The sequence below is a fragment of the Marivirga harenae genome (genome assembly GCF_030534335.1).
GTDB lineage: Bacteria > Bacteroidota > Bacteroidia > Cytophagales > Cyclobacteriaceae > Marivirga > Marivirga harenae.
In genome coordinates this window covers 499,104-512,500 of the sequence record NZ_CP130565.1, presented here as the reverse complement: position 1 = coordinate 512,500, position 13,397 = coordinate 499,104, and the positions used below count along the sequence as shown (strand labels likewise).

Sequence of the window (13,397 nt, the reverse complement as noted above, 5' to 3'; positions counted from 1 at the left end):
CCCGAAATGTTTTTAGGAACAGCCTCGGGAGATGTTTGATAGAGGTAGAGCTACCAATAGGACTAGGGGGAGTCAAATCCTACCAAATCCTGATGAACTCCGAATGCTATCAAATTATCCCGGGAGTGAGGGCAAGGGTGCTAAGGTCCTTGTCCGAGAGGGAAAGAACCCGGACCATCAGCTAAGGTCCCCAATTGTATATTAAGTTGAACTAAGGCGGTTCAGTTGCTTAGACAGCCAGGATGTTGGCTTGGAAGCAGCCATTCATTTAAAGAGTGCGTAACAGCTCACTGGTCGAGCGACAGGGCATCGATAATGATCGGGCATCAAATATACAACCGAAGCTATGGTCTTGTGTCGATTTATCGGCATAAGAGGTAGGGGAGCATTCCATTTGCGGTGAAGGTGTGGCGTCAGCCATGCTGGAGCGGATGGAAAAGCAAATGTAGGCATAAGTAACGATAATGCTAGTGAGAAACTAGCACACCAATAGACTAAGGTTTCCTCAGCAATGCTAATCAGCTGAGGGTTAGTCAGGTCCTAAGGCGAAGCCGAGAGGCGTAGTCGATGGATAACAGGTTAATATTCCTGTACTACCTTATAGAGTGATGGGGTGACGGAGTAGTGAAAGTCCCGCGTACTGACGGAATAGTACGTTGAAGGGTGTAGGTAATGGTTTTGTAGGTAAATCCGCAAGACTAGCTGAACCTGATAGTACCACAACGCTTCGGCAGCGTGGATAGTGGACCTAATCAGACTTCCAAGAAAATCCTCTAAACATATGTATAAGGTACCTGTACCGCAAACCGACACAGGTAGTCAAGGAGAGAATCCTAAGGTGCTCGAGTGATCCGTGGCTAAGGAACTAGGCAAAATGGCCCTGTAACTTCGGGAGAAGGGGCGCCTCGTCAGTGATGATGAGGCCGCAGTGAAGAGGCCCAGGCGACTGTTTAACAAAAACACATGGCTTTGCGAAATCGAAAGATGAAGTATAAGGCCTGACACCTGCCCGGTGCTGGAAGGTTAAGGGGGGACGTTAGCAGATTTATCTGCGAAGCGTTGAACTGAAGCCCCAGTAAACGGCGGCCGTAACTATAACGGTCCTAAGGTAGCGAAATTCCTTGTCGGGTAAGTTCCGACCTGCACGAATGGTGTAACGATCTGGGCACTGTCTCGGCCACGAGCTCGGTGAAATTGTAGTAGCGGTGAAGATGCCGCTTACCCGCAACGGGACGAAAAGACCCCATGAACCTTTACTATAGCTTCACATTGACATTGGGTAAAATATGTGTAGGATAGGTGGGAGACTTCGAAGCTGTGTCGCCAGGCATGGTGGAGTCGTTGTTGAAATACCACCCTTATTTTATCTGATGCCTAATCCCGCATAGCGGGAGACATTGTGTGGTGGGTAGTTTGACTGGGGTGGTCGCCTCCAAAAGAGTAACGGAGGCTTTCAAAGGTTCCCTCAGCACGCTTGGTAACCGTGCGCAGAGCGCAATAGCATAAGGGAGCTTGACTGTGAGACCTACAAGTCGATCAGGGTCGAAAGACGGATATAGTGATCCGGTGGTTCCGCATGGAAGGGCCATCGCTCAAAGGATAAAAGGTACTCTGGGGATAACAGGCTGATCTCCCCCAAGAGCTCACATCGACGGGGAGGTTTGGCACCTCGATGTCGGCTCGTCACATCCTGGGGCTGGAGAAGGTCCCAAGGGTTGGGCTGTTCGCCCATTAAAGTGGCACGCGAGCTGGGTTCAGAACGTCGTGAGACAGTTCGGTCTCTATCTGTTGTGGGCGCTAGAAGTTTGAGAGGACCTGATCTTAGTACGAGAGGACCGGATTGGACAAACCGCTGGTGTACCAGTTGTGCCGCCAGGTGCATCGCTGGGTAGCTATGTTTGGAAGGGATAAGCGCTGAAAGCATCTAAGCGCGAAACCCGCCTCAAGATGAGACTTCTTTAAAGGAACCCTATAGATGATGGGGTTGATAGGCTACAGGTGTAAAGGCAGTGATGTCATAGCCGAGTAGTACTAATTATCCGTAGCTTTCCGTTCAACAGTCTTGTGTTTACTTTAAGACTCTTTCACATTAACATGTTGATTAATCCAAAAACGATTGGATTAATTATAAAATACTGATACTACCGTATCATAAAGATATTTAACGCTTTATGGTGACTATAGCGGTGGGGTACACCTCTTCCCATTCCGAACAGAGAAGTTAAGCCCACCAGCGCTGATGGTACTGCCGTAAAAGGTGGGAGAGTAAGTCGTTGCCAACTTTTATTTTAACCCTGATAGATGATTCTATCAGGGTTTTTTTGTGCCTATACTTTTTGGGCAACAGAGCTTGCATACCTATAATAACCCTCAAATAGAGATTCTTCCTCTAATTTTTTAATTTATACTTAAGTAGAAACCACATGTTTTTGTAAGTTTAAGGTCGAATCAACCTTTACCTCACATGCAAGTCAATAAGATATACAATGAAGACTGCCTGCTGACCATGGGTATAATGAAAGACTGCTTTCTAGATCTTACCGTAACTTCTCCTCCCTATGATGATATGAGAGATTATCATGAATATTCCTTTGATGTTGATAAAGTGGCGGTTGAATTATTTAGAGTCACAAAGCAGGGTGGAGTAGTGGTTTGGGTTGTTTCTGATAAAACTAACAATGGTAGTGAAACTGGAACAAGTTTTAGGCATGCGCTGACTTTTATGCAGAGTGGTTTTCGACTCATGGATACCATGATTTTTAAAAAGCCGCCCAAAGGGGCTAGTGGGAACAATAGGATTTATTGGCAGGGATTTGAATATATGTTCGTGTTCAGCAAAGGCGCTCCAAAGACTATTAATCTAATCAAGGACCGGAAAAATAAGGAGAGCCGTAATGGCGATAATGGAACCAAAAGATTAGTGAATGGTACCCTTAAGAAGGTAGCTAGAGGTGGATATGGTGAGTATGGCAGGAGAACCAATGTTTGGGAATATGCTGTTGGTAAAGGCCACAGCTCCAAAGACCCCGAGGCTTTTGAACATCCGGCAATTTTTCCTGAGAATTTAGCAAAGGATCATATATTAAGCTGGAGCAATCCAAATGATATTGTATATGATTGCTTTATGGGGAGTGGCACTACCGCTAAAATGGCGCTCTTAACTAATCGAAAGTATATTGGAAGTGAAATATCGTCAGTTTATTGCGAGCTAGCCAATAAAAGATTGATGAAATATTCTAGTGAAATGAAGATCCCGGCTGAATTAGACCATTCATTGGATAGAAAGAAGTAAGTACGCAGCGATTATGTGGCTAAGGGATGGGTAGAAAAGTCTATTATAAATAATTTTATTATTTTTTGGACTTCTAAATACGACTTAATAAGTTTGCTTCATATACGTAAGTATGTATAGTAAAATTTTCAATCTAAACCCCAAGCTTATTGCAGTTTATCACATTCCCAATAACAAGTATATCCAACAATTTTAAGCGTTACGGTGCTGATTCATTTCAGGCAGTACTTTTTAACCCGAATAGGCTAGAACCACTATTCGGAGCAGATTTTTTTATGCAGAATTCAATAAATGTTCAACTAAATAATAAGAAAAATGTCAAAGGAAAATTTTGAAACCTTAAAAGGTACTATTGAAGCTATAGAGCCAGCTGACACAAAAATCCCTAACATGCCTGTAGATGTTTATGTGCAGGAAGCTTCTGACTTACAAGAGTGGAGCCAAGAGGACCAAGCCCAATTAGTAGAAGTAGGCGTGCCTCAAGCTTATTTTGATGAGATGGAAAACCGAATAGGCGCTTTGCGCTATACACAGTCGGTTTGGAACAAAGACCAATACACCAAAGAGGAAGCTCAGCGAGAGTGGGATGAACTAAGCCCAAAAGCTTATGATTTGAAGAATGAAATAGAGCATGCTTTTCGTTTTGCATTTAGAAAACGCCCAGACTTATTAAATAAAGTACAAGGCATAGAGCAAGGGACAAGTAATGCTGACTTGGTACAAGATTTAAGTGACTTGGCTGCCTTAGGACAAGCCAACTTACCATTGTTAACAGCCATTAATTTTGATGAAGCTAAATTGGATCAAGCTTCTAGTGAAGCTTCTAACCTAAGTGTTTTATTAGCAAAAGCCAATGGTGAAAGAAAAGAAGATAGCAGCCCCAAAATCACAAGGGACAAAGCATATACTTATTTAAAACAAGCAGTAGATGAAATCTATGAAGCAGGTAAATATTTGTTTTGGAAAGATGATGCTAAACGAAAAGGCTATTACAGTCAATATTTAAATTAATAATTATCATGAAAAACCCTTCCTGACCTTCAGGAAGGGTTGATTTTTACTCAGGAAGCCGTAAAATTCAGTCAGGAAAGGGTAATAATGACTCAGGAAGGGGTAATAATGGTTCAGGAAAGGGGTAAAATGACTCAGGAAGCCCCAATAATGAGTCAGGAAGCCCAAAAGTCACTCAGGAAGGGTCAATAATGAGTCAGGAAGGGTGAAATTCACTCAGGAAGCAATAATATTTGGTCAGGAAGAGTGAAAATTGCTCAGGGACAAATATTGTTTGGTTCACAAACCTTTTAAAAATACTTTAAAGCTACATTTTTAGTACAAATTTTGCTCCGTGCGAGCGGGAGGGAATGACAAAAAGGCGGGGAGGGTGCTGCATTGAAGCGTGGAAGCATCTTTTTGTCTTGACTTTTTGTTTCTTTTTGGTCAAGCAAAAAGAAAGGAAGAAAGCAAAGAATCTAACAAGCATTTTGTAACGCTACATTTAACCTAAAGCACAACTTTATTATTCATCAAAATCATCAATCAAAACATAAAAACCTTGAAAACAAACTATATAAACTTTGTAAAACACCTCCTATTTGGAAACCTAATCATTCTTGGAGGCCTTTTTTTATACCTCATCATTATTCGATTGATGGGCTACCTACCCTACTCCCATGACCCTGGGCCAGGCTGGTACCCCGGCCAATATGCCCTCAATTGGGAAGAAACCCTATTCTTTTTAAAATTCATCTTTTTTCTGAGCCTTTATCTTGTGCCAACATTAGCGGTTATTTTTATTCTATTTAAATTTTTGATTCGATTATGGTATAATCGAGTTGCCTACACCTTTTTTGGTACTATGGCCATTGGATTATGTTCTGCCTATTGGACTTGGCGTACAGGCGGATATTTAGCCTTTGATGTATATACGACCATTGCGGGGGAACTATTGGGGATTCTATATGGAGCCTTTTTATTTCCTTTTTATATAAAGCCAGTCAAAAAAGAAGAGATAAGGAACTAGCCATAAGCGTAAGAATCTTTTATGGATTTTCTTAGGTCGTACATTTTATAAGTTTAGTCGATTATTTTGACAATTTTATATTATTTCGGTTAGCTTGTGTTAAATTAGAATGTGAAAAATTATTGATATACTTTAGCTATCAACAATTGAATAATAATATATATCCGTATTGCTGACAGCGATTTGCTAACTGCCATTAGAAATAAACGACATAAATGAAAGTATACATTTCTTCAAATTATAGACAAATAGACCCCATTTCAAGAGCTCTTGAAGTCGTTCAAAACAGAATTTCATTACAAATTCTAAGAACGGACTATTTCAATATTGAAGAACAAGTTGTTCCACAAATAATCGAAACAATCGAACGTGCGGATGTTGTGATAGCAGACATTTCAAATGAAAACCCAAATATTTATTATGAAGTTGGTGTTTCCCACGCATTAGGAAAGCCAGTAATATTTGTGAGTCAAACGGATAACTTCAATAGGTTTTCATTGCTGTCTTATCGGTTCTATCAATATGAAATTGATGAATCAGGAATAAACAATTTAGCTTTTAGACTTGAAAAAATAATAGGAGACTCAAAAGAACTTGAATACCTCAAACCAATACGAAAATCAAGACACGTTCTAGACTATCAAGAATTCAACCACGACAATAATCTCAACCGAATACTAAATTTAAAAGGAGCGAGTAAATATTATGAATTTGAAAAATGGATATATGAATTACTAATTGAAATCCCTGACTTTGAACCTCAATATAATGAACAACGCAGTGGGAAAGAATATGACTTCATCGTATGGAATTCAAATGAATTACAAGAGCTTAAAGGTTTAGGGAATCCAATCCCAATTGAAGTTAAAGCGACTAAAAGGATAGAAAATAACTTTATTCATTCTTTAATAAGTAAAGCCATTTCTCAAGGTTTTAGGTCATTCATCCTGATAACAACAGCGACCTTATCCGATGGAAATTTGAATCTTATTAAAAATCTAAAAGAACAATCAGGGATAACCATACTCGTGATTGACTTTGAAAAGCTTCGAAGCATCTCAACTTCGAAAGACTTAGTGAAAGCTCTTATTCAAACTTATCGCGAATTTTTTATCTACTAGGCAATGTTCAATTTGACAACATATCAAGGTCACCTTGCCAATGTAGATGCAGCCATTACAACTAATGACAAAGGCGACCGATTTGAAGAGTTATGTGAATACCTACTAGCTGGATTGACAGGAGTTGAAATTCAAGCTAGGGATGCCCTAATGGCGGCTGAAGAAATTGATTTGGTACTTTGGAATGCACAAACTGAAGAAGTCTTAAAACCATTTGAAAACACCATTTTAGTTGAATGTAAAAACTGGTCTGCCCCAGTAGGAGCACCAGCATTAGATAATTTTATTTCAAAGATGAGAAGGCGGAGCTTGAAAACAGGAATATTCATTGCCGCAAATGGAGTTACAGGAGATTTTTTAAACGGAAACAATAATAACGGGGCAATTGACATCATCAAGACTTCTTTAGGGGAAGGAATCAGAGCGATTATTATAAATAGAACTGATTTAGACAACATCACATCGTTGGACGACCTGAGAACTTTAATCAAGAAAAGATACTGTGGTCTTTTCATTCATAAGCTTTTCAACAATTAAAACGGTAGGTTACAAAAAATATAGTGCATTTGGCGGAGGGTGCTAATTTTAAGCATGGTAACAATTAATAAACTGAAAGAATTAAGAGTTGAAATACTAAACTCACCGTATTCAAACCGTTATAAAACATGTAAAAATCGAGATTCCGAGATAAAATTTTATATCTTTGATGAATTTGAGAAAAACACATCTACTAAATGAAATTAACAGCGGAAGAACTCTATAAAAAACTAGTTGAAGACTATAAACTAATTGGAGAAACAGGGAATATTAAATTTACAGTTAAGGATTTAAGCATATTAATACAAACAAAAGACACCATTGGGAATTTACTTCAAGAATGGCTAAAGGCTTGGTTTCAGAAAGAGCTAATTGACTTTGAAGAAAACACAAATTCGCAAACATTTCCAGACTTCCTACTAGACAAAGACGACCACAAAAAAGGACTTTTAGAAGTCAAATCATTTGATCTCGATAGAGGGCCAGGATTTGATTTAGCAAACTTTGACTCATATTGCAACTCACTTTTAGATCATGCTTATCGAATAGATTCTGACTATCTAATTTTGGCATATCAAATGAATAATGGAGTTATAAGTATCAAAAATGTTTGGCTAAAAAAGATTTGGCAATTAGCTTGTCCAAGTAGCACTTATCCTTTAAAAGTTCAAGAAAAGAAAAGTGTTATTTACAACATTAGACCAAGTATTTGGTATTCAGAGCGTGCTAAATTCAAACCATTTAATAGTAAAGAAGAGTTTTTATCCGCTTTAAATAATACTAGATACCAATATCCTCAAACAAGACATACGAACGGACATTGGTTAAGAAACGTCTTAAAAAATTATCAAGGCCATACAGGAGTTTCTTTGACTGTAGTGTAAATCAAATTACTTTCAAAAATTTCGGCAACTTCTTTTGCAACGTGTTCAACAACAGGGACAGCAACAGTATTACCTAATAAGTCAAAAGCTTCTGTTTCTTTTACAGGTATTTCATACCACTCAGGAAAGCCAAACAATCGTAAGCCTTCTCTGATGGTCAATCTTCTTAATCCACCATTATCAGGAACGGCTAATCTAGAAACATCAGTTGCTACGAGTGTTGGAGCAATATCGTTTGGGTCAAGGATTTTATTGATTTCAAAACTTAATTTTCCAGTAACAATATTATAGCCTTTGGGTTTAGTTGTATCATAAACCCTATATTTCTTTTCACCGTTTTCTGTAGTCTCACGAACCAGTTTTTTAGGATGTTCAAATCTCAAATATCCTTTTTCAACTAAATCGTCCAACATTTCTTTTAAATTTTGTGATTGATAGAATGTTGATATTTGCTCAAGGTTTAATGACATTCCATCCATCCAATCAATTCCAATTTTGTCTGCCCAATGTTTTTTTCTTCTTTCTTTAAATAATTTATTAAGTAAAATAATCTGTTCATCAGAGACTTCGCCTTTAATTCCAATATCCCAACTATGAATATTGTTGTTTCCGCCTCTTTTATCTTTAATAGATTTACCGTACAAATCCTCAATTTCAAAATGGCTTAAAAGTTTTTTTGTCAAATGCGAGTTCATTGTTTCAAGACCACTTTCCAATATAGACTTTAAAGATTTGAAACTTTTTGATTCGGTTTTCAAATTTGGCTTTTTATCTTTTGTCCCTACGATAAATATTCTTTTTCGTGATTGAGGTAGTCCAAAATTTATAGAATCTAAAACTTCCCAAGAAACTTCATAACCTAATTCGTTTTCAAGCTTATAAAGAATAGTAGATAAGGTTCTTCCAATTTCATCATTTTTGTTTTCTAAATCGTGCTTTAGAAGTCCTTCAACATTCTCTAAAATAAAACCATAAGGCTTTTTATCTCTCAATATTCTTTCTATTTCAAAAAATAATGTCCCTCTTGTGTCAATAAATCCTTGACGTTTCCCACCAGCACTAAACGGTTGACAAGGAAACCCACCTAGTAGAAAATCAAAATCAGGAATTTGATTATTAGCAACTTGAAAAATATCGCCTACAAAATAATCGTGATTAAAGTTTTTGTATAAGGTTTTAACTGCATAAGGCTTAATTTCAGAAGTCATTACACATTCTGTTTCAAAACCTAAATCCTGAAATGACTTTTCAAAACCTAATCTAATTCCACCAAGACCTGCGAATAAATCTATGAATTTTACTTTCTGCATTTTTTTATTTTTTTTGGTTATAATCGACTTGAGGTTCAGCAGCAATTGCTAATTGACTTTCGTATTCTTCAATTTCTATTTTTTCACATCCAATTACTGTAAGGCATTGAAGAAAAAAGACTGCACTAAATGAACCTCGACTGATTTTGCTATCGATGCTCGATTTAGTTTCTTCAATGCCTATTTCTTCAAGCATACTTGCTAAGTCTGAATTTGAAATTCCTCTACGAACCAATTCTGACTTTAATAAACGTTTGACTTTATCATTCCAATCTGACATAATTATAGATTTGACTTATTGCAAATGTGACTAATAATTTGTATATATGCAAATAAGAAGGCGAAAATGAAAAATATTTTGAGTGACAACGTGTATAAATAATAGCGTTTTTGGTGCTTATTCGAAGTTACTTCTTTAACTTGACAGTTAAAATTGAAAGTCGAAAAGTTAGTGCGTTAGCTGCGGTACTTTTCATGCACAAACTGCTAATCATAATCCCCCACCAACTCTGTTTCTGCCATGCTCTGCATGGTAGGAATACCTTTTTTAATTCCAACTTCCCCATCTCCACCTCTTGCAAATCTCCCCAAATAATCACAACTTTAGTGTTTAATTTTTTTCAATTAAAACCCATACATATGAGAACCATTGCACTTGATGCGCTTTCCTTTATAGCTTCCCCTAATGAGAAAAAGTTTGTACTGCTAAGGGCGGAGCAGGCTGATGACCAAAATTTTTTAGAAAACTTTGCCCTTCCCAAGATTTTAAATCAACAAGCCGCTAACAAAATATCTGGGGTTTGGGGTACGCTCGGTTATGCCAATAATCAACCCATTTTTCAAACAAACTTCTCCATTCCTCACAAGCAATAGCCTCGCAATATAGATAGCAACTTACCCATTAATAGGTATTGCAAATCTCCTCAAATAGTCCCAATTTTAGTTAGTAAACTATTTTAACTAAAACCTGAGCTTATGAGACCTATTGCCTTAGATGCCCTTTCTTTTATGGCATCTCCCACCGAGAGAAAATTTATCCTATTACGATCTGAAAAAGCCGACAAAGACTTAGACTATCTACAAAATACGGCCATCCCAAAAATTCTAAACCGTCAGGATGCGGATAAAATCGTGGGGGTTTGGGGTACTTTGGGTTATGCCAATGATGATCCGGTCAATTGGGAGGGTAAGCTGTACTGCTCCAATGAAGGCAATGACGTATTCAAAGAAAAATCTACCGTAGAGGAAGAGGTAAGCCTCATCCAACAGATGTATCCTGAGCTGGATGTTAAAAATGACATAAAGGAAAAAGTCATCAATCTAAGTCAGTTAGATATTCCCTATCCTGAAATATTTGCATTAGATGAAATCCCCAAACTCCGATTAGATGCTTTTCTAGCTCCAGAAGAAGGAGCCTTGGCTTTTTACCAGCATCAAATCAAAAATAACGAGGCCGCAGAATTAGATTATATTATGCCAGACCCTACGGAGGACAATGAAACCAACGAACGTGATCGCCTTGTCTATCAATTCAATGCCCTTCCTCATAAAGCAATAGAGGAAGTTCCCGGCATACCGAATCGCTATCGTTTATCCACTCGCTACAAACAGGAGGAATTTATTGTGAAAGTGCTCATCTTCAAAAGGGCCTTTAGAAAACATAAGGAAAAAGACCTACCCTCCAATAGCAAAGAAATAGTAGAACTGATTGAAGATGAACTGGCTGCTTACAAAACAGGTCTTTTCGTAAAAGATCATCGGCTATTGGTCATGAAGCCCAATGGAAACTTTATCAACGCCAACTTTGGGGCTATTGATGAAAGTAAAAAAACCTTATTGCTGTTGCATGGAACTTTCGCTAGTACGAGAGGTTCATTTGGTGAGGTAAATACGTGGATACAAGAATTTTTGAAGGAAGCGCAATACGAGCAAATCATCGCTTTTGATCATCCTACCTTTTTCTGGGATGCGGAGGGCAACATCCAAAAGATGTTTTCCATGTTGAATGACTTAGATATTCAGGCCTTTGATCAGGAAGTGGATATCATTGGTACGAGTCAGGGAGGCTTGCTGGCGCAGTTTTTAGCCAATTATGAGCAAGACAGTATTAAGGTAGGGAAAATAGCTTTGGTGGCCTCTGGTAATGGCGTGGGCTATTTGTCTTTTGCCGAAGGGATGGCTTTTGGATTAAAGATGCTGAAGAAGGTCATGCGCAGGATTGGAATCGGTGCTCCTGTGGTTTTTATTGCTTCCTTATTGCAGCATTCTTTTCAATGGGTCATCAAGCAGCCTGGCATGGATGTGATGAAGCCCGGCAGCGATAGATTGCATCATATTATTTACAATACTCCTTTTCAGGCATCTACCCGTTATCTGCCCGTGGCGGGTAATTATGAAAACAATGGTTGGTGGGGTAGAAAACTAGAGTTAGGGATTGATTTGATTTTAACAGAACATAATGACTGGGTGATCAGCACTAAAAATCAATTCAGTTTACCCAGCCAATACGTGGCCATTGAAGGCTATAATCCGGCCAAATACAAAAAGTACATGATCAATGATGCTTTACATGGCAGACTGATTGAAAAACAGGATTGCCAAGATCAAATTGAAAGCTTTTTCTTTACGGAAAAATCTGAAAAGATAGATTATGACAAACTAAAATCGGGTGATCATTTTGATGCTCATTGTCATTTGTTTGGCAGAAATGTGATCACTGGTCGATTGATCTTGATGTTGCTGGGTGATATTGTGGATTATCTGGATCAGGACAATCCTGATGAACAGCTGCAGCCAATTAGCACTCGAGAGGGAAATGAGAATGAACATGGCATTGGAAGGGTGATTCGAAATGTGTTCAACTACTTCTTATTCAACAAAGGTGCACGCCAAATGCTGCATGATTTGGAAGAGGATTATTGGGATACTAGGGTTTCGCCTAAGACCTTCCGCTACATCCCTTTAATGTTTGATCTGGAAATGACCTTTAGGAATGACTATGATACGAATAATGCGGCTTCCGTCATTGCACAAAAAATGCAAGAGTTTAAGGGAAAGCATGGGGAGTTTTTAGATAAAATGGATGGCTTAGTGCAGCGTTTTGAGGAGAATGATGAGTTTATATTTAATGGGGAGCGGGTAGTCAATGAAGATTCGGTACGCATTCTAAAATATGCAAAGAAAATTATCAAGGGCTTAAATCTTGTTAATTCCGATGTATTAGCGGATGCAAAAGATTCTTTTAAAACACAGCAAAAGGAGTTAGAGCAGTTAAAAACGCTATATGGTAATGACATATTTCCCTTTCTGGCAGTAGATCCGCGCAGGGAAGGCATGGCTCAGAAAGTGGAAGACAATATTGGTAAGGAAAAAGTGTTCCATGGCGTAAAGCTCTACACGCCTAATGGGTATTCACCTACTGATTTGAACTTATTTGATCCTACCAAGGCTTTTGTGCATGGTACCAGTTTATACACATGGTGTGAGGAGAACCAAATTCCTATTATGGCGCATTGCTCTGATTCGGGCTTTGCTACTTTTACGGATCGCATTCAAATATATGGCGATTTGTGTACGCATGAGGAGGATACCTCTAACAATGACTACACCTATCAATTAGTCTTTAAGGATAAGGAATATCATGATTTTGAGTTCAACCTCTTACAAGGCGGATTTGATAAGTCCATTAAAGAAAGAGCCCATCGTTTAAATCATCCTACCTTATGGAGAAAAGTGTTAGCAAAATACCCTAATCTAAAAATTTGCTTAGCGCATTTTGGCGGGGGTAGTCATGAATGGCAGGAAGAGATTAAGAATTTGATGCTAGAGTTTGATCATGTCTATACTGATTTATCTTGTCAGACTGACCCAGAAATGCTAAAAGCCATTGCTGACCGCTATTTTAAAACCGACACAGCTGATAATAAGAAGCTGCAAAGCCGCATCATGTATGGCAGCGATTACTTCCTGAATATGCTGCAGGGTATTGAGTTTAAGAATTACTACGGGAATTTTAAGACGGTATTTAGTGAGGAGCAGTTAGAAAATATGTCGGTGGGGGTAGTGAAGGACTATTTGGGTATTGGTTAAGCTTAAGCGGATTGTAAATCCGCAGATAGTAAGTTCGATATTGCAAATATCGAACAGAGATATTGGTAAACGGATTACAAATCCGGGGATAGCCGTTCGACATTGCAAATGTCGAACAGGAACGTGAGGTTGGCTATTCGACAT

At 38.4% G+C, this 13,397-nt stretch carries 10 protein-coding genes and 2 rRNA genes (1 of these 12 only partly in view); 10 read left to right on the top strand and 2 right to left on the bottom strand.

The features are described from left to right. The 8 genes from Q3Y49_RS02235 to Q3Y49_RS02200 form a co-directional block, all read left to right on the top strand. Nucleotides 1–2,054 (top strand): 23S ribosomal RNA (locus Q3Y49_RS02235) (it extends 850 nt beyond the left edge of the window). A gap of 116 nt (nucleotides 2,055–2,170) precedes the next feature. Further along, nucleotides 2,171–2,282 (top strand): 5S ribosomal RNA (gene rrf / locus Q3Y49_RS02230). 182 nt (nucleotides 2,283–2,464) lie between these two features. Beyond that, a complete protein-coding gene (locus Q3Y49_RS02225) occupies nucleotides 2,465–3,292 on the top strand; it encodes a DNA-methyltransferase (protein ID WP_303270599.1) in 828 nt (275 codons plus the stop codon). A 315-nt stretch (nucleotides 3,293–3,607) separates the two neighbouring features. Next, entirely contained in the window at nucleotides 3,608–4,303 is a 696-nt protein-coding gene (locus Q3Y49_RS02220; RefSeq protein ID WP_303270598.1) for a hypothetical protein, read from the top strand. Between the two features lie 541 nt (nucleotides 4,304–4,844). After that, complete coding sequence (locus Q3Y49_RS02215) at nucleotides 4,845–5,312, top strand: hypothetical protein (protein ID WP_303270597.1); 468 nt, start codon at nucleotides 4,845–4,847, stop codon at nucleotides 5,310–5,312. A 215-nt stretch (nucleotides 5,313–5,527) separates the two neighbouring features. Beyond that, on the top strand, nucleotides 5,528–6,433 hold the full coding sequence (locus tag Q3Y49_RS02210) for a TIR domain-containing protein (protein WP_303270596.1): 906 nt from the start codon (nucleotides 5,528–5,530) through the stop codon (nucleotides 6,431–6,433). 3 nt (nucleotides 6,434–6,436) lie between these two features. Beyond that, nucleotides 6,437–6,970 (top strand): restriction endonuclease, encoded by a 534-nt coding sequence (locus tag Q3Y49_RS02205; RefSeq protein WP_303270595.1) that lies wholly within the window; start codon nucleotides 6,437–6,439, stop codon nucleotides 6,968–6,970. Nucleotides 6,971–7,167: 197 nt separating this feature from the next. Beyond that, nucleotides 7,168–7,854, top strand: coding sequence for an NgoBV family restriction endonuclease (locus tag Q3Y49_RS02200; protein WP_303270593.1), 687 nt, complete (start codon nucleotides 7,168–7,170; stop codon nucleotides 7,852–7,854). On the opposite strand, the gene dcm is transcribed toward Q3Y49_RS02200, so the two are convergent. Continuing rightward, complete coding sequence (gene dcm / locus Q3Y49_RS02195; RefSeq protein WP_303270592.1) at nucleotides 7,818–9,164, bottom strand: DNA (cytosine-5-)-methyltransferase; 1,347 nt, start codon at nucleotides 9,162–9,164, stop codon at nucleotides 7,818–7,820. The two genes, Q3Y49_RS02200 and dcm, sit on opposite strands and share 37 nt — an antisense overlap. Nucleotides 9,165–9,168: 4 nt before the next feature. Further along, entirely contained in the window at nucleotides 9,169–9,444 is a 276-nt protein-coding gene (locus Q3Y49_RS02190) for a DUF6471 domain-containing protein (RefSeq protein ID WP_303270591.1), read from the bottom strand. A gap of 359 nt (nucleotides 9,445–9,803) precedes the next feature. On the opposite strand from Q3Y49_RS02190, the gene Q3Y49_RS02185 reads away from it, so the two are divergent. Together Q3Y49_RS02185 and Q3Y49_RS02180 are read left to right on the top strand one after the other, a co-directional pair. Next, nucleotides 9,804–10,037 carry a hypothetical protein gene (locus Q3Y49_RS02185; RefSeq protein WP_303270590.1) on the top strand — a complete coding sequence of 78 codons (234 nt, stop codon included), beginning with the start codon at nucleotides 9,804–9,806 and terminating at the stop codon, nucleotides 10,035–10,037. Nucleotides 10,038–10,139: 102 nt separating this feature from the next. Next, nucleotides 10,140–13,253, top strand: coding sequence for a DUF7379 domain-containing protein (locus tag Q3Y49_RS02180; RefSeq protein WP_303270589.1), 3,114 nt, complete (start codon nucleotides 10,140–10,142; stop codon nucleotides 13,251–13,253). Nucleotides 13,254–13,397: the final 144 nt, after the last annotated feature.